The organism is Bosea sp. (in: a-proteobacteria), assembly GCA_023910605.1.
In the GTDB taxonomy this organism is placed as follows: Bacteria; Pseudomonadota; Alphaproteobacteria; order Rhizobiales; family Beijerinckiaceae; genus Allobosea.
Genome location: JAAVVV010000001.1, coordinates 2,801,578 through 2,818,298, shown reverse-complemented (window position 1 = coordinate 2,818,298; position 16,721 = coordinate 2,801,578). Strand labels below are relative to the sequence as shown.

General features: G+C 64.4%; 18 protein-coding genes. 8 read left to right on the top strand and 10 right to left on the bottom strand.

Annotation, left to right across the window (positions count from 1 at the left end):
- Position 1 precedes the first annotated feature (1 nt).
- From HEQ16_13595 to HEQ16_13575, 5 genes are all read right to left on the bottom strand, one after another.
- Complete coding sequence (locus HEQ16_13595) at positions 2-610, bottom strand: hypothetical protein (GenBank protein MCO4055051.1); 609 nt, start codon at positions 608-610, stop codon at positions 2-4.
- Positions 597-3,509: a sarcosine oxidase subunit alpha family protein gene (locus HEQ16_13590; protein ID MCO4055050.1), complete on the bottom strand. Its 2,913-nt coding sequence runs from the start codon at positions 3,507-3,509 to the stop codon at positions 597-599. The genes HEQ16_13595 and HEQ16_13590 overlap by 14 nt, the downstream gene beginning before the upstream one ends.
- Complete coding sequence (locus tag HEQ16_13585; GenBank protein MCO4055049.1) at positions 3,506-3,790, bottom strand: sarcosine oxidase subunit delta; 285 nt, start codon at positions 3,788-3,790, stop codon at positions 3,506-3,508. The genes HEQ16_13590 and HEQ16_13585 overlap by 4 nt, the downstream gene beginning before the upstream one ends.
- Positions 3,791-3,799: 9 nt before the next feature.
- Positions 3,800-5,053 carry a sarcosine oxidase subunit beta family protein gene (locus HEQ16_13580; protein ID MCO4055048.1) on the bottom strand — a complete coding sequence of 418 codons (1,254 nt, stop codon included), beginning with the start codon at positions 5,051-5,053 and terminating at the stop codon, positions 3,800-3,802.
- 91 nt (positions 5,054-5,144) lie between these two features.
- Positions 5,145-6,098 (bottom strand): fatty acid desaturase, encoded by a 954-nt coding sequence (locus HEQ16_13575; protein ID MCO4055047.1) that lies wholly within the window; start codon positions 6,096-6,098, stop codon positions 5,145-5,147.
- A gap of 166 nt (positions 6,099-6,264) precedes the next feature.
- On the opposite strand from HEQ16_13575, the gene HEQ16_13570 reads away from it, so the two are divergent.
- The 4 genes from HEQ16_13570 to HEQ16_13555 are packed head-to-tail and all read left to right on the top strand — an operon-like array spanning position 6,265 to position 9,838.
- Complete coding sequence (locus HEQ16_13570; protein MCO4055046.1) at positions 6,265-6,951, top strand: cobalamin-binding protein; 687 nt, start codon at positions 6,265-6,267, stop codon at positions 6,949-6,951.
- Positions 6,952-7,010: 59 nt separating this feature from the next.
- Positions 7,011-7,535, top strand: a complete 525-nt coding sequence (locus HEQ16_13565; protein ID MCO4055045.1) for a DUF1638 domain-containing protein — start codon at positions 7,011-7,013, stop codon at positions 7,533-7,535.
- 3 nt (positions 7,536-7,538) lie between these two features.
- Positions 7,539-7,844 carry a hypothetical protein gene (locus HEQ16_13560; protein MCO4055044.1) on the top strand — a complete coding sequence of 102 codons (306 nt, stop codon included), beginning with the start codon at positions 7,539-7,541 and terminating at the stop codon, positions 7,842-7,844.
- Positions 7,841-9,838 carry a DUF4445 domain-containing protein gene (locus tag HEQ16_13555; protein MCO4055043.1) on the top strand — a complete coding sequence of 666 codons (1,998 nt, stop codon included), beginning with the start codon at positions 7,841-7,843 and terminating at the stop codon, positions 9,836-9,838. The genes HEQ16_13560 and HEQ16_13555 overlap by 4 nt, the downstream gene beginning before the upstream one ends.
- Positions 9,839-10,216: 378 nt before the next feature.
- Here the strand turns inward: HEQ16_13555 and HEQ16_13550 are convergent, their stop codons facing one another.
- Positions 10,217-11,158, bottom strand: coding sequence for a dihydrodipicolinate synthase family protein (locus tag HEQ16_13550; GenBank protein MCO4055042.1), 942 nt, complete (start codon positions 11,156-11,158; stop codon positions 10,217-10,219).
- 141 nt (positions 11,159-11,299) lie between these two features.
- On the opposite strand from HEQ16_13550, the gene HEQ16_13545 reads away from it, so the two are divergent.
- The 3 genes from HEQ16_13545 to HEQ16_13535 all read left to right on the top strand — a co-directional run bounded on the left by HEQ16_13545 (position 11,300) and on the right by HEQ16_13535 (position 13,335).
- A complete protein-coding gene (locus HEQ16_13545) occupies positions 11,300-11,968 on the top strand; it encodes a GntR family transcriptional regulator (protein ID MCO4055041.1) in 669 nt (222 codons plus the stop codon).
- Positions 11,969-11,980: 12 nt separating this feature from the next.
- Positions 11,981-12,205, top strand: a complete 225-nt coding sequence (locus HEQ16_13540) for an ATP-binding cassette domain-containing protein (GenBank protein MCO4055040.1) — start codon at positions 11,981-11,983, stop codon at positions 12,203-12,205.
- An 89-nt stretch (positions 12,206-12,294) separates the two neighbouring features.
- Entirely contained in the window at positions 12,295-13,335 is a 1,041-nt protein-coding gene (locus tag HEQ16_13535) for an ArsJ-associated glyceraldehyde-3-phosphate dehydrogenase (GenBank protein ID MCO4055039.1), read from the top strand.
- A 38-nt stretch (positions 13,336-13,373) separates the two neighbouring features.
- On the opposite strand, the gene HEQ16_13530 is transcribed toward HEQ16_13535, so the two are convergent.
- Positions 13,374-13,541 (bottom strand): hypothetical protein, encoded by a 168-nt coding sequence (locus HEQ16_13530; GenBank protein MCO4055038.1) that lies wholly within the window; start codon positions 13,539-13,541, stop codon positions 13,374-13,376.
- 27 nt (positions 13,542-13,568) lie between these two features.
- On the opposite strand from HEQ16_13530, the gene HEQ16_13525 reads away from it, so the two are divergent.
- Entirely contained in the window at positions 13,569-13,964 is a 396-nt protein-coding gene (locus HEQ16_13525) for a hypothetical protein (protein ID MCO4055037.1), read from the top strand.
- A 15-nt stretch (positions 13,965-13,979) separates the two neighbouring features.
- Here the strand turns inward: HEQ16_13525 and HEQ16_13520 are convergent, their stop codons facing one another.
- Genes HEQ16_13520 through HEQ16_13510 form a run of 3 tightly spaced genes read right to left on the bottom strand, consistent with a single transcriptional unit; the run spans position 13,980 to position 16,718 of the window.
- A complete protein-coding gene (locus HEQ16_13520) occupies positions 13,980-14,735 on the bottom strand; it encodes an SDR family oxidoreductase (GenBank protein MCO4055036.1) in 756 nt (251 codons plus the stop codon).
- The gene (locus HEQ16_13515; protein MCO4055035.1) at positions 14,719-15,765 is read right to left on the bottom strand and encodes a ketopantoate reductase family protein; all 1,047 of its coding nucleotides are present in this window, start codon (positions 15,763-15,765) and stop codon (positions 14,719-14,721) included. The genes HEQ16_13520 and HEQ16_13515 overlap by 17 nt, the downstream gene beginning before the upstream one ends.
- Entirely contained in the window at positions 15,762-16,718 is a 957-nt protein-coding gene (locus HEQ16_13510; protein MCO4055034.1) for an isoaspartyl peptidase/L-asparaginase, read from the bottom strand. Before HEQ16_13510 ends, HEQ16_13515 begins: the two co-directional genes overlap by 4 nt.
- Between the last annotated feature and the right edge of the window lie 3 nt (positions 16,719-16,721).

Genomic DNA, 16,721 nt, shown 5'->3' with positions numbered 1-16,721 from the left:
TTCAATCCTCAGACAAGGGCAGGATTTCGCAGCCGTTTTCCGACGACGCCGCAAGAATAAAGTGGGCAAAACTGTGGGCGAAAGTCACTGGCAGGGCAAGTCCGAACGTCCAGTTCTCATGATGACGCCAGATCGCGCAAGGGATCTGTGCGATGATCGTGCGGGCAGCATGACCCGGCTTGAAGACGCCAGGGTGGAGATCAAGACGGCAGCCTTTGGCCAGAACATGGCGGGCATGGACCCCGGACATCGTGAGGAACACGAGTCCATGGCCCGTATCGACCACGCTCGCCGTGTCACCGAAAGCGACGGCGAGTCTCCTGCGCAGCGTATCCGGCGCGCCGGCCCTGGCAATGACTGACCAGACCGCTGGGCCGAAACCGCAAGACAGATAAGGGCCGCTTTCCAAGCATTGTCCCATTGCAGGCAAATCGAGTTGCAGTGTCGTGCGGGCCGCCATCAGCGCCGACGTCTGCCCAGTCGGCCGCGCCGTCACTTCGACCGTGTCCCGGATCAATTCGCGGATCTGGACGGGGTCCGACCCTGCCTTGCCGTGTCGGCCCACGGCAAGGCATGCGCCGAGAACCGATGTCCGTTCAGGCTTTGACACGGGTGTTCTCCGGATCAAGCCGATGATGGCTGACAATCGAAACCTCGACGTCTTCACCTTGTATCGGCGACGTGGCAATCATGGTCTCGCCGATGCGGCTATGGCCCCGCTCCAGAAGCCCCAGACCGATCCAGCTCTGCGGCCCTTCGGAGGTCATGCACGCCGCGGTCAGGTAGCCCTGGCTGCGTTTTGGGTCATCCCGGCTCACCAGATGCGCGCCATTACGCAGGCGTTGCGTGGGGTCGCATGGATGAAGGCCCACAAGCGACAGCCGCGCCGGGTCTGTCAGGCCCGACCGTTGCGCCATGACCCTGCCGATGAAATCGCCATTCTTCTTCAACATCTTGCCGAGGCCAAGATCACCTGCCGTGGTTTGGCCATTCAGTTCCGAGCCAGCCACGTGGCCCTTTTCGATGCGCATGACATTCAGCGCATCGAGGCCGTAGGGCCGTATGCCATATCGGCCCCCGGCAGCGAGGATGGCGCTCCAGACATGAGAGGCATATCCTGCAGGAACAGAGACCTCATAGGCAAGTTCGCCAGAGAAACTGATCCGAAAGAGCCGACACGGCACGCCGGCAACCTCGGCCTCGCCTGCTGCCATGAACGGAAAAGCGTCATTGGACAGGTCGCGATCCGTCACGATCCTCTGCAGGACTGCGCGTGCCTGCGGCCCCGCCACGGCAAACTGGGCCCATTGATCGGCGACATTCGTGATCTGCACATCGAGATGGCGCCAGACCGTCTGCAAATGGAACTCCATGTGCTCCAGCACGGCCTGCGCTTGACCCGTCGTGGTGGTGACAAAGAAATGAGTGTTGCCGAGCCTCGATGTGGTGCCGTCATCGAGTACGATGCCGTCCTCACGCAGCATCAAGCCATAGCGAGCCTTGCCAACGGGAAGGCTGGAGAAGGTGTTGGCATAGATCCGGTCAAGGAAGAAGGCTGCGTCGTTGCCCTGCACGTCAATCTTGCCGAGTGATGAGGCATCGGTGATGCCTACCGAACGACGCACGCAGCGGGCCTCTTCAAGCACCGGCCCCCAGCTCGTGTCGCCGGAATGCGCGTAAACCAGTGGCCGCATCCAAAGTCCAATGCGCACGAAGACCGCCCCGTTTTCCTTGTGCCAGTCGTGCAAGGGCAGGCGCCGTTCGGGTTTGAAGTGAGGGCCGACTTCAGCTCCCGCCAGGGCGCCCCAACTCACCGGTGTCACGAACGGGCGAGGCTTCGAGAGACCGACCGCGGAGATCGGCTGACCGCGCGCCTGGGCAAGCACGGCCGACCCGACAAGACCACCCGTCTTGCCTTGATCGGTCCCCATTCCGTGGGTTGTATAACGCTTGGCATGTTCGACCGCGCTGTAGCCTTCGCGGTGCGCGAGGCGCAGGTCTTCCGTGGTCACGTCGTGCTGCAGATCGACGAACGCCTTGCCCTTCCCTCGGATTTCCCAGACCGGGTGAACCGGCCCATCGCGACGGGCCGCGACCGGAGGCAGGTGGCGTGCCTCACCGCCCGCGACAATCGCCCCGTCTCGTGCGGCTTCCAGCCGCCCAAAGATACCCGCCGCCGCTCCCACCGGGAACAGTCCGTTCCTGGGGCCACAGGTGGTGAAGCCTGCGATCTGATCGCGCCATTCGATCTGGATGCCCGCCTGGGTCGCAAGTTGAGTCTGCGGATTATAGCCGCCGGACAGGCACAGAAGGTCACAGGCCGCCGTGTGCATCCGCCTGGTGGCGAGGTCGCGGATCTGTACGCCCGTCACGCTTCGGGAACCCCGCACGTCGCAGACTTCATGCTGGTTGAGCACGGGTGCCCCGCCGCTTCGGGCTTCCGCCGAAATCGCCGTGGGTTCACGTGGATCCACGATCGCAACCAGGTTGGCGCCGGCCGCCTGCAGATCCCGGATTGCGGCATAGGCCTCGTCATTGTTGACGAAGGCAACGATCTCCTTCCCCGCCAAGACGCCATGCCGATTGGCATAAGCCCGAGCCGCGGTTGCCAGCATGACACCTGGCCGGTCATTGTTCGCAAGCGCAATCAGCCTCTCGATGGCGCCGGTCGCGAGGATTGTCCTTCCGGTACGGATAATGTGGAGGCGTTGACGCGGCATGAAGGGCGCTGGTTCCGCCAGATGGTCGCTGACCCGTTCGACCGCCGCCACAACGCCTGAATCATAGCTTCCAACGCCCGTGGTGCGCGTCAGCAGAACCATATCCGTGAATGAACCCAGCGCCGACAGCATCTCCTCCCGCCAGGCAGCCAGCGCGGGATCGACGAGCGTGCCGCCGCCCAACATGCGGTCTTGCTCGAGCAGGAGCACCCTTGCGCCGGATTCAGCCGCGGCGCGGGCCGCTGACAGTCCGGCAACGCCCGAACCGATGACCAGGACGTCGCAATGCTGATGATGGATGTCGTAGCGATCCGGATCCGTTTGATCACCCGCCTTGCCGAGGCCGGCAGCGCGGCGGATCAGCGGCTCGTAGACCTTTTCCCAAAAGGCCTTCGGTCGCATGAAGGTCTTGTAGTAAAAGCCTGCCGCGAGCACCGGCGCAATCAAACTGTTGACGGCCATGAGATCGACGGCCAGCGACGGCCAGCGGTTTTGGCTTTCCGCCACGAGGCCATCATGCAGTTCCACCATCGTTGCCGGGACATTGGGTTCCCGCCGGCGCCCGACGCGTAACGTCACCAAGGCGGACGGTTCCTCCGGTCCGGCTGTCAGCACGCCCCGTGGCCGGTGATACTTGAAGGATCGACCAAACAGCATCACCCCGTTCGCCAGCAGAGCGGAAGCCAGCGTGTCGCCCGCAAAACCTTCGTATGGTCTGCCATCAAAGGTGAAGCGCATCACCTGGCTGCGGTCGATCTCTCCGCCTGCGGGGAGCCTGCAGCCGGTCATGGCTGATCTCCGGCATTGGGCGGGCTGAGGTGATCATCGACCATGCCGACCGCAGCGATGTCATGGGTTGCGGTGTGACGCAGAACCTTCAGAACCTGCCGACAACCGCCGACATGCAGCCACCATTCGCCATGCCAACCCTGCGGATTCGTGCGCTCGTAGACATAGGCGGTGAATGCATCGGCTCCAGCATCGCCATCTGGCCGCGAAACGCTGGCATCACCACGGTAGCGAAACTCGCTCTCGTCGCGCAGGCCGCAATGGGGGCAGGCAATTCTCAGCATCGCCGCTCAATGCAGGTACGGGAAGGGGCCGACGCCACGTTCATCAATGATCCGCCCGCTTCCGAAGCGGTCCAGGCCAAAATGGGCGGCAAGATGGTGAGGCTGCCCCGTCGCGGCAAGATGGGCAAGACACTGACCGCCGGCGGGGATCGCCTTGAATCCGCCGTAACACCAGCCGGTTGAGATTGTGATGTTCTCAACAGGCGTCGTTGAAATGATCGGATTTCCATCCATGCTCATGTCCATGACGCCGCTCCACTGGCGCAGGACACGCAGCCGCGACAGGGCCGGCATCAAGGTCACGCCGGCCGCGTGCACATCCTCCAGCATCGGAAGGCTGCCACGTTGCGCATAGGAGTTCCAGCCGTCGGTCGCGCCCCCGAACACAAGGCCGCCCTTGTCCGACTGGCTGACATAGAAATGCCCAGCGCCATATGTGACCACGATGTCGACTAGCGGCTTTACGCTTTCGGTCACGAATGCCTGAAGGGCATGGGTTTCAAGCGGCAGGCGGAAGCCGGCCATCGCCGCGAGGCGCGAGGAATGTCCGGCAACGGCGAAGACGACTTTTCTGGCCCCGATGAAGCCGCGCGTCGTTTCAGCGCCAACGGCGCGGCCACCTTCGCGCCGGATGCCAGTCACCTCGCAGTTTTCGACAATGTCGACGCCCGCCGCGCTCGCCGCGCGCGCATAGCCCCAGGCGACCGCGTCGTGCCGCACGGTCCCGCCGCGCCTTTGCAGAAAGCCGCCGACCACAGGGAAACGGCCGCCATCAAGATCGATCAATGGACAGAGCGACCTGATCTCTTCGCGCCCGACCATGTCGATATCGACGCCCTCCAGACGCATGGCGTTGGCGCGGCGCGCAAAGAGGTCACGCTGTCCGTCCGTGTGGGCAATGTTCAGCGTGCCGCGCTGACTGACCATGACGTTGAAATTGAGTTCCTGTTCCAGGTTTTCCCACAGCTTCAGCGACTGGTCGTAGAACCGGATGTTGGGCGCCGTGAAATAGTTGGAGCGGATGATCGTCGTGTTCCTGCCAACATTGCCCAGGCCGATCGCACCGCGCTCAATAACCGCCACGTCGGTGATGCCATGCTCCTTCGCCAGATAATAGGCGGTCGCAAGGCCGTGGCCGCCACCGCCGACGATCAAGATCTCATAGGCTGATTTGGGTTCGGCCTTGCGCCATGCAGGCTTCCAGCCCCTCTGACCGCGAACCGCTTCCAGCGCCAGGCGAAGCGCAGAGTAGACCTGCATTCTGCAACAATCCGAATTCCCGACGCGACAACCATACGCACACTAGGAAAGGATGCTGTTCCAGCCAAGCCTGATCTGCAGACCACCACCACTATTTGCCGCTCTGTGCGTCTACCGTCTCGATCCGGCCTGGCGCACGGCCAAGCGGATGCACGGGCGCATCATGCGGGCGCATGAGGAAACGCCTGAAGATGTCGCGATAACCGGCATAAACCAGCCCGCCATTCTCCCTGAGCAAGGCCTCACGGTTCTGGGCATAAAGCTTCGGAAGCCGGTACCACGGAACGGTTGGCCACTTGTGATGCGCGAGATGCAGGTTGTTGTAGAGAAAGAGAAGGCCGAAAACCGCCGAATTTTCGACGATCGCGGTCCGTTTCTCGACCTCCCGATCGGCCTTGTGCTCGGCAAAGGACCGTATCAGCGCCATCGCGGTTCCCAGGTAAACGAACCCGAGAAGATACTGCCAGAGCGGCACGCCGGCCACGCCCACAACAAAGGTGAGCAAAACCGCGACCCAGAGTGCATGCCATAGCCAGATCCGAAGACGTGCCCGGTCACCGCGGCGCAATGCCATGGCTTCCTCGACAAAGAACATGCCAATAGACCAGACAGGGCCGATCACGAGGCGACCCAGCAGGGTTGTCTGGGCCCGAACAAGGGCCTGCCCGATGGGCCCGAGCTCGCGCCAGCCGTCCGGGCACTGGTAGCGACTTTCCGGATCGTCGAGCGGATCCGTCAGTCTCTCATCGCGATGGTGCGTCAAATGTGTTTGGCGATACCGCTCGAAGGGTATCCAGAGCCAGATCGGTGGCGTGGCCAGCGCCGTGTTCAGCCAGCGATGTCGGGTCGGGTGACCATGGAGCGCCTCATGCTGGGCAGACCCCCACCAGGCGGCCGTCCAGGCCGCGAGCGGCAGCCAGAGCCAGATCGGAATCAGCGCATAAAACCAGATCAGGGCCAGCCACGACCCATAAATCACGCAGAAGAGCGCCAGGGTCGGCCACTCGATGGCTTCGTTGCGTTCGAGCTGAACAGGCGACGTCATCTTCTCCATCCCGGGGCACATGAATCACTCGGTGGTCCACGCGATCGCAGCTTTGAAGGCGACAACATATGGTGCGACCATAGAAGATCAACGCTTCATTGATTTTCAGCCTCATTCTCTGCTTTAATCCGGATCAGGTTTATGGCTGCGCGAGAATCATCGATACATGCCCAATGACGACATTGATCTGACCGCATTGCCTGACGCAGAACTTGTCAAGCAGGTCAATCTTGACCTTTACGACGGCCTCCGGGACGAAGTGGTTGATGCCGTTCGTATTTTTCTGAAGCGCGGCTGGGCGCCCTATGACATTCTGACTCAGGCGCTCGTCGAGGGCATGCGCATCGTCGGGGTTGATTTTCGGGACGGTATCCTGTTCGTCCCGGAAGTCCTGATGGCTGCCAACGCGATGAAGGCCGGCATGGCGGTGCTGAAACCTCTGCTGGCGGAAACCGGTGCGCCGAAGGTCGGCAAGATGGTCATCGGCACGGTCAAGGGCGATATCCATGACATCGGCAAGAATCTGGTCTGCATGATGATGGAGGGCGCCGGCTTCGAAGTGATCGACCTTGGCATCAACACTTCGATGGAGACGTTTCTCGATGCGCTCGAGGCCCACCGCCCTGACATCATCGGAATGTCCGCTTTGCTGACCACGACGATGCCCTACATGAGGACCGTCATCGAGGGCATGAAGGCCAAGGGCATTCGCAATGATTACCTCGTTTTCGTCGGAGGCGCTCCGGTCAACGAACAGTTTGCCGAAGCGATCGGTGCTGACGCATATTGTCGTGACGCGTCCGTGACGGTGGAAACCGCAAAACGCATGCTGCACCAGCGGTCGGCTGCTTGAAGAAGACCCTGATCATCGCTTGCGGCGCGCTCAGCCGGGAATTGCTCGCGGTGAAGGCAATGAACCGGCTGGATCATCTTGATATCACCTGCCTTCCAGCCATCCTGCACAACCGGCCGCAAGACATAGCGCCAGCGGTTAGGCGCAAGATTGACGCGGCGCGGGGACGATATGACGAAATTCTGTGCCTCTATGGCGATTGTGGCACTGGCGGTGCGCTCGACGCCGTTCTTGAGGCGGAAGGCGTGTCGCGGATCGAGGGGCCGCATTGCTACGCGTTCTATGCAGGAGACGCGGTCTTTGATCGGTTGATGGACGACGAAATCGGCAGCTTTTTCCTGACGGACTATCTGGCCCGTCATTTCGAGCGCCTTGTCTGGACCGGCCTGGGACTGGATCGGTTCCCGGAGCTTCGTGATGCCTACTTCCGGCATTATCGGCGCGTTGTGCATCTGGTGCAGATCCCCGATCCAGCCATTGCGACCAAGGCCGCCGCGGCCGCAAAACGTCTGGAACTGCCGCTTGAAACGCGCTTTACGGGGTTCGGGCTGATGGAGCCGTTCCTCGGCCAGAGAAGCGCTTGAGCCATGGCTTCGCTGACGATCCTGTATTGGCGCGATATTCCGGCCCAGATCCTCGCCAGGGAGGGGCGCCAAAGCGCCAGACGGGAGCTGTCGCTGCGGTTCACGGAGGCGATCGACATGGCGGCCATGCGAAGCGGCACCATGGAGAGCGAAGCCTATCTCGCCGAATGGCGCCGTGGCGTTCCCGAGCCCTGCGAGGACAATCTTGAGGAAGCGGCCGATCGGCTCATGAGCGAGATCGAGGCTGCCTATCCGGACGCACGCCTTGCCGTGCTGGCGAACGCGGGCGGGCGGGAGACGGCCGCGTGAGCGCCGCTGATCACCTTGTCGTTTTTGCGCCATCCGGCAAACGCGGCCGGTTTTCTGCCGGGACCGACATCCTGTCGGCGGCCAGAAGCCTTGGCGTCGATCTTGACAGTGTCTGTGGTGGAAGAGGCCTCTGCGGTCGGTGCCAGGTCAGCATTTCCGAAGGGCATCACGCCAAACTTGGCATCTTTTCGCAGGCGAGGCATGTGAACCCGCCCGGCGATGTCGAAGCTCGCCACGAGCGTCTGCGTGGAGCGCTCAAGCCCCACCGTCGTTTGGGTTGCCAGGCGCGGATCTGTGGCGACGTCGTCGTCGACGTGCCTGAAGACAGCCAGTTGCACCGCCAGATCGTCCGCAAGTCTGCAAGCGAACGCGCGGTCACCATTGATCCCGTCATCACGCTCCACGCCGTTCAGGTCGCCGTCGCGGACATGAATCATCCGGCCAGCGATGGGGCCCGGTTGTTGGACGCGCTCGCAGGGCAGTGGGGGCTGCGAGGTCTCTGCCTTGGGCTTCCTGTGCTCAGGGGCCTTCAGAAGACACTTCGCGCTCGGGCCCATCTCGTGACAGCGGCTGTCCGCCACAGACAAGAGATCGTCGCCGTTCTCCCAGGGATTGTGACGACGCCCACGGGTTTGGCCATTGACATCGGTTCCACGACCATTGCGGCACAGCTGTGCGATCTGGCAACCGGCGAGGTGCTGGCGGCTGCCGGAAGCATGAATCCGCAGATCCGGTTTGGCGAAGATCTGATGAGCCGTGTTTCATTCACGATGCTGAATGAAGGCGGAGCGGACGCGCTGACCGATGCGGTCCGGATCGCCATCAATGATCTGGCCGGCGCTGTGGCGGCGCAGGCCGGCCTCGAACGTGGCGACATCATGGAAGCCGTGGTCGTCGGCAATCCGGTGATGCACCACCTGTTCTTCGGGATCGATCCCATCGAACTTGGCCAGGCGCCATTTGCCCTTGCCTGGGATGGGCCGCTGGATATCCCCGCGCACGAACTTGGCTTGGCCATCGCGCCAGGCGCGAGGGTGCATGGGCTGCCCTGCATTGCCGGCCATGTCGGCTCTGATGCGGCGGCAGTCGTGCTTGCCGAAGCGCCGCATCTGTCGGACGATCTCGTTCTCATCGCCGATATCGGCACGAACGCCGAAATCATTCTCGGCAACCGGCATGGGCTTCTGGCCTGTTCTTCTCCGACGGGTCCAGCCTTTGAGGGGGCCCAATTGACGGCTGGCCAGCGGGCGGCGCCCGGCGCGATCGAGAAGCTGCGGATCGACCCCGTGTCGCTTGAGCCGCGCTACAAGGTCATCGGCTCGGACCTGTGGTCCGATGATCCGGGCTTTGCAGCTGATGTTGCGGCGACCGGCGTCACCGGTCTGTGTGGTTCGGGGATCATTGATGCATTGGCAGAGATGTATCTTGCGGGAATTCTCAAATCTGATGGTGGGATTGACGGCTCTCTTGCGGAGCGCACGCCGCGTATCCGTGAAGAGTATCGCAGCTTCACGTATCTGATCAGCGAGAGCGGCCCACGCCTGGCGATAACGCAGCACGATATCCGCGCCATCCAGCTTGCCAAGGCCGCTTTGCATGCGGGCTGCAAGCTCCTGATGCACCGGCTTGGCGTGACCGAGATTCCCGCAGTGAAACTGGCCGGCGCGTTTGGCAACCATATCGATCCCCTGCGCGCGCTCGTCCTGGGGCTGGTCCCGGACTGCAGGGTGGATGCTGTGATGTCGATCGGCAATGCGGCTGGCGACGGTGCTCGAATTGCGCTCCTTAACGCCGAGGCAAGACGCAGCATCGTCGACCTGGTCCGAACGATTGAGAAAGTTGAAACCGCCATCGAACCGGGTTTCCAGACTGAGTTTGTGGCAGCCATGGGCTTTCCGCATGGTCAGGACGACTATGGACGGCTCGGTCTGGACGTGCAGTTGCCGGCCCGCTCTCATGTTCAGCGCGTGCGTCGTCGCGCCTCCGGCACTTGACTGACCGGCGCCATCACGTCCGTCGCCATGCGCGATCGGGGCACACATAGGTCAGTGGTGACGGCCGATGCGATGAATTGCAGATGCAGTCGTTGCTTGTGAGGCGCAGCACCTGCGGGTGTGTCGGGAAGACAATTCTGCAGGCCATCAGCCAGAAAATCGGTGCGAACTGGCCAGAGACCAAGCAGCAGCGGCGGCCAGCCTCCTGATGGAACTGGGCTGCAAGACATGGGGCGCCATCCTTTCGGGCGCGCCATTTCCGGCCCCCTGTCGGCAGCGGCCGCCATCATGTCCCGGTTGTCGATCACAGCAGTCAGCGGGCCGTTCCATCCCGCGTCGTACGGTCGAGTTTGCGTGATGGCGCGAGAGCGCTTGCGCTCAGCGGTGGTCGTTCGACCACGCTGCATACCAGCGCTTGAACAGCGCAAGCTGGGTTCCGGCGAAGGTCTTCTGGCTCGGCGAGAGCGCGTCGGTGGGGTTGATATGGAGGCTGTAGGCCTCGTGCCCTTCGAGCACCATCAGATGCTTGTAGTACAGGACCAGATCCGGGCCTTCATCGAAGGTGGACAGGACCATCAGCGCCTTTTCGAGCTCCGCCGCCTTTCGCCGCGCGGCGACATCGCCAGCGGCAGCCTCTTCGCACAGGGCGACCAGATGCAGCACTTCCCTGGGCAGCACGTTGCCGATGCCTGTGATGGCGCCTTTCGCGCCGCAGTTCACGAAGCCGTGGAAGACCTGCGTGTCCACGCCGACCATCAATGTCAGTGAGGGGTCGCGCCCGGTGATCGTCTCGGCCGCATAGGAGAGCGCGGCGGCGCCGCCGAATTCCTTGAAGCCGACAAGATGCGGAAAGCGCGCGTTGAGCCGGAAGAAAAGCTCGGCCTTGGTCTCGAAGCCGTAATAGGGGCTATTGTAGATCACGGCCGGCAGGTCCACGGCCGCGTCAAGGATGCCTGCGAAATGCGCTTCCTGCGCGACCGGGGATGAGCCGCGCGACAGCACGCGCGGGATAACCATCAGCCCATGCGCGCCGGCCTTTTTGGCATGCGCCGCCAGCGCGGCTGCCCGCGCCGGATTCTGCGCGCCGGTGCCGACGATGACGGGCACGCCAGCCTTCAGCAGCGCCTCGACGCCCTCGATGCGCTGTTCGTCGGTGAGCAGCGGCCAGTCTCCCATAGAGCCGCAATAGACCACGGCCGACATGCCGGCGTCGCACAGGCGGCGGCCCTCCCTCGCCAGCATGGGGAAATCCGGCGTGCGGTCAGGCTTGCACGGCGTCATGAGGGCAGGGATCGTTCCGCTGAAGATGCTGGCGGTCATGTCAGTGTCCTGTGCTTCCGGCGCGCACCGAGCGGCGCGTGCTGGCCCGGTTCAAGGCTTGCCAAGATCGGGCTTGCAAGCCTCATTTTGTACATTGTATAAAATTGGCAAGTCAAGATGCGCCCTCGCAGACCTGCCAGCATGATCCTCGCCCTGAAACACCGCACGATCGCCTCGGCCATCAGCACGCAGTTGCGCGATGACGTGCTGAGCGGCGCGCAGCCCTCGGGCGCGCAGCTTCGGCAGGATGCGCTGGCGGCGCAGTTCGGGGTGAGCCGCATCCCAGTGCGCGAGGCGCTGCTGCAACTCGAGGCCGAGGGGCTGGTGCGCATCATTCCGCACAAGGGCGCGGTCGTGACGGGGCTTTCCCAGGCGGAAGTGGACGACATCTTCACCTTGAGGGGGTTGCTCGAGACGCGCCTGCTGCGGCATTCGGGGCCCCATCTGACAGATGAGGACTTCAGCGATCTCAAGCGCATCCAGGATCAGTTCGGCGCCGCCATCCGCAGCGGCGATGCTGCGCAATGGGGCCTGCTGAACGCCGAACTGCACATGGCGCTCTATCGCCATGCCGGCCTGCCGCGCACCGCTTCGATCGTTGCCAATCTTCTCACGGCGAGCGAGCGCTACACCCGGCTCCAGCTTGCGGGAGAGGCCCAGTGGCGCCGCGCCGAGGTCGAGCATGGCGATCTGATCGCGCTTTGCCGCATGCGCGATCACGAATCTGCCTGCGCCGTGCTGGAGCGGCACATCGCGCAGGTTCACGCCGACCTGTCGGCCATGATGGGCCGGCGGTCGGCGGCGACATAGGCGAGTGAATTCATGGTCGCGATCGTGATCGCGAATCTTGGCGTGGCCTATGGCGGCAATCGCGTCGTCGACGGGTTCTCGCTCGCGATCGGGAATGGCAGCTTCTTCACGCTGCCGGGCCCATCCGGGTGCGGCAGGACAACCTTGCTGCGCGCTATTGCGGGCTTTCCGCCGATCTCGGGCGGGCGCATCCTGTTCGGGGGACAGGGATGTGAGCCATATCACGCCGCCCTCTGAAGGCGTCCCTCACAGGCTTGCGTCCTTCTTTGTCATGAACCTGTCACAACCTGGCAGGATGAGAGGGCGTCAGGCGGGGAGGCAGTGCGATGAGGGTCGGGATCAACGGCATGGGCCGCATCGGCCGCCTGGCGTTCAGGGCGGGACTTGGCGGCGTGCCGCGCGTGGAGGGCGACCCTCGCGCGGCCAACCGGCTCGATATCGTCCACGTCAACGAGATCAAGGGCGGCGCGGCCGCGACGGCGCATCTGCTCGAATTCGACTCCATCCAGGGGCGCTGGCATGGCCGCTTGAATTCGGGCGAGGGCCATGTCGCGGTGGACGGACGCAAGGTCGGCTTCTCCGAGCATAAGGCCAGCGCCGACATTCCGTGGGGCGATCTCGGCGTTGATGTGGTCCTGGAATGCACCGGCAAGTTTCTCGACCGCGCGACTATCGAGGGCCACCTGCGGGGCGGCGCGAAGCGCGTCATCGTCGCGGCGCCGGTCAAGGTGGATGGCGTGCTGAACATCGTGGTCGGTGTGAACGAGCAGCTTTACGAGCCCGCCCGCCATGACATCGTGACGGCCGCCTCCTGCACCACCAACTGCCTCGCTCCCGTGGTCAAGGTGCTGCACGAGGCCATAGGCATCCGTCATGGGCAGATCACCACCATCCATGACCCGACCAACACCAATGTCGTGGTCGATGCGCCGCACAAGGATCTGCGCCGGGCCCGCTCGGCCATGCTTTCGCTGCAGCCGACAACGACCGGCAGCGCCACGGCCATCGGGCTGATCTATCCCGAGCTCAAGGGCAAGCTGAACGGCCATGCCGTGCGCGCGCCGGTGCTGAACGCCTCGCTCACCGACTGCGTGTTCGAGATGGCCCGCGCCGTCACGGCGGATGAGGTGAACGCGCTTTTCCGCCAGGCCGAGGCCGGGCCGCTGGCCGGAATCCTCGGCTTCGAGCCGCGGCCGCTGGTGTCGGTGGACTATCGGGGCGACAGCCGCTCGGCCATCGTGGACGGTCTCTCGACCCTCGTCACCGACGGCACCATGCTCAAGGTCTATGCCTGGTATGATAACGAGATGGGTTATGCCTGCCGCATGGTGGACCTTGCCTGCCATATCGAGGTGCAAGGCCTCTGAGGCGTGGCGCGCGGTGGCGCCGTCCGCGCAGGCGCGGGTCACGCGGGCCGGGCGCAGGAGCGGCGGATCACGAGCTCCACCGGCAACTCGGTGTGCATCTCGCAGGCTTCGCCCCGCACCTGCGCGATGAGCTTGAGCGCTGCGGCCTGGCCGATCCGCTTGTCGTCGATCCGTCCTGCCCCTTTGCGCTGGAGGGGCGCTGGCATCTTTCGCCCACGCGGCAGATCCTCTCCATGCCGCCCCGGCCGGGCGCCTTCGCCGGGCTGGTGCGCGTGCCCGGACGCAATGCTGTGTCGATTCCCGATGACATGCCATTTGAACATGCTGCGCTGGCAGAGCCGGTCGTGGTGTCCTGGCATGCGGTCCGCAGCGTGATCGTGCATCTGGGCCTGCTGCCGGGTGCGGACGGTCTGGATGTGCGCAAGCTCACGCTCCAGGAAATCACCTTCACCGGGTCTTGCTGCTACACGCCGGCGGACTTTCAGCAGACGGTCGATGCGCTCGCCCGGCGGCAGCTCGGCGCGCTTGGCTGGACCGAGCAGCGCCCGCTGTCGCAAGGGGCCGCAGCCTTCGCCGCGATCGACGCGGGGATAATGCCCGCCGCCAAGATCGTGCTGCGCCCGGAGTGAACCGGTTCCTCTTCCTCAGGAGCGCCCGCCATCCACCGACAGGATCTGGCCGCTGATCCAGCCAGCCTGTTCGCTGGCGAGGAACAGCACCGCGTTGGCGATGTCCTCCGCCGTGCCGAGGCGTCTGGTATGGATGCCGGCGATCAGCCGCGCCTGACCATCCTCACCATAGGATTGCCATTGGCGTTCGGTGGTCGGGTTCGAGCGCACGAAGCCGGGGGCGACGGCATTGCAGGTGATGCCCAATGGTCCGAGATCCTGGCTGAGCTGCCGCGTCAGGCCGACCAGCGCATGCTTGGCGGCGGTGTAGGCCTGGATGCCTGTAAGGCTTGGTCGCAGCCCGGCGCCTGATGCGATGTTGACGATACGGCCCCAGCCGCTGGCCTGCATCGGCGCGCTGGCGGCCTGCGCAAGCCACATGGCGCCGTCGACATTGGCCTCGAAGATGGCGCGCCAGCCATCCTCCGTCACGGCGGAGACCGGACCGCCCGTCTGTCCGCGCACGCCGCCGGCGGCATTGACGAGGATGTCGAGCCGGCCTGCCTGCGACAGCAGCGCCGCAATCGCGTCCTGACAAGCGGTGCGGCGGCCAATGTCGAGCGCCAGCGCCTCCAGCCCGTTGGCGTCGGTGAAGGCCTCCAGCCGGGTCTTGTCGAGATCGGCCGCGAACACGCGCGCGCCAGCCTCCCTCAACGCGAGCGCGATGGCCTGTCCGATGCCTTGCGCGGCTCCGGTGACGAGGGCTGTGCGCCCCTCAAAGCGGATGTGCATGGCGGGCTGCCTCGCAGGTTTCGATCAGCTTTGCGAAGGTCTCGAACGCCATCGGCGCACGGCCATCCTCGATGTCATGGATCAGCGCCACGAGATGCGCGATTCCCGGCGTCGCGACGCCGGCCTCGCGGCCCAGTTCGGCAATGATCCCGATCTGGGGATCGACCTCGGTCTTGCGCTTCCTGATCGCGAGGTCGCGGTAGATGCCTGTGTGGGTCTTGGCGGTGTGGCGGTTGAATTCAGCCAGCGCCGCGATGGAGGCGCGCGAGCCCTCGGCTGACGCACCGCGCGCGAAGCAGGCTGGATCGAAGCCGTTGAAGCCGATCGGCGTCACCCCGCGCGCGGCCGCCACGGCCATAACCTCGCGGCCAAGCCTGTCAAAGACGATAGTGCGGCGCGGGTCCTCGAAGTTGGCCGTCATGGAATCGGTGGTGAGGGCTGTGGCGAACAGCATGGCTCCATAGGCAAGCTTGCCCCACAGATAGCCCCAGATGTTGTCGGTCAGGACCGCGGCCGGCTCGAAGATCTGCAGCTTGCGATGCATCTCGACCGTCCGTTCACGTGGTGCTCCGTCAATCTCGCCGACGACCACGGCGCCGCGATTGCCGAACAGGATTTCGCCCGGCCCCAGCCAGTCGGCGCCGAAGTTCACGAAGCAGCCCATGGTGCGCTCGGGCCCCACGATGCGCGAGATCGCGATTTCGTTGAGGCCGTTCTGGGCCGACAGCACGAAGCCTCCGGGCGCCAGATGAGGAGCAAGCTGGCGGGCCGCCGCTTCCGTCGCCTGCGCCTTTACTGCGAGGACGATGACATCGAAGGTGCCCGTGAGCTGGTCCGGCGTCACCGTGGGGACGATCTGGGTGAAGCTCTCGACCGGCCCGCTGATGGCGAGGCCCCGTGTGCTGCACGCTTGCGCATGCTCGGCCACGATGTCGACCATGAGGACGGATGCGCCCGCGCGCGCCCAGCAGGCGCCGAGCGTGCCGCCGATGGCGCCGGCTCCCCAGATGAGAACAGGCTTGTCAGTCATGCCGCGCGTCCTTGCCAGTGCAGTTCCTGGTGGGTTGCAACCACCATCTCGCCATCGGCGCCGACCCAGCCGCGATACATGCCGAGCGTGTTGAATGGTGCGATGGGATCGCCTGTCGCGCCCAGCACGATCATGCCTGCCCCGATGCCGTGGCTGGCGATGACCTCGTGGACGAGCTTGCCGGCCGCACTGGCGACGCTCGCGCCGCCATACATGATCCGCGCGGCGACATCATAGGCCGCCACGTTGCGGATGAAGTACTCGCCCATGCCCGTGCAGGATACGGCGCAGACGCCGTTGCGGGCATAGGTGCCCGCGCCGATGATGGGCGAGTCGCCCACCCGGCCCACCGGCTTGTTGTTGAAGCCGCCGGTCGAGGTGCCGGCCGCGAGGTTGCCGTTCGCATCACGCGCCACGGCGCCGACCGTGCCGTGCTTCTCGGCCTCCGACGCCCTGGCCGCAGTGCCTTCGGCGGCGCGGCGCTTGAGCGTGGCGAGCGTTTCCACGCGCCGCGCTGTCGTGAAGTAGGAAGGCTCGACGATTGTCAGCCCGACCGTTTCGGCAAAGTGATCGGCCGCCGGGCCTGCCAGCAGCAGAACCTGCCCCCGGTCCAGCAGCGCCCGCGCCGCGGCGATCGGGTTGCGGATGCGTGTGGTGGCGCATACGGCGCCAGCCGCCAGCGTCGCCCCATCCATGATCGAGGCGTCAAGCTCGTGGGTCGACGCCTCGGTCAGGGCCGCGCCATGGCCTGCATTGAAATGCGGGCTGTCTTCCAGAACCATGATCGTGGCCTGGACCGCGTCGAGGGAGTGGCCGCCCGCCGCCAGCACGCGCCAGCCGGCACGCAGGGCGGCTGCGATATGCTCGCGGCTTTCGGTCCATTCGGCCTCGCTCATGAGGCTGCGGTCGAGTGTCCCGCAGCCTCCATGCAGGCCCAGCGCCAATCCGGACATTGC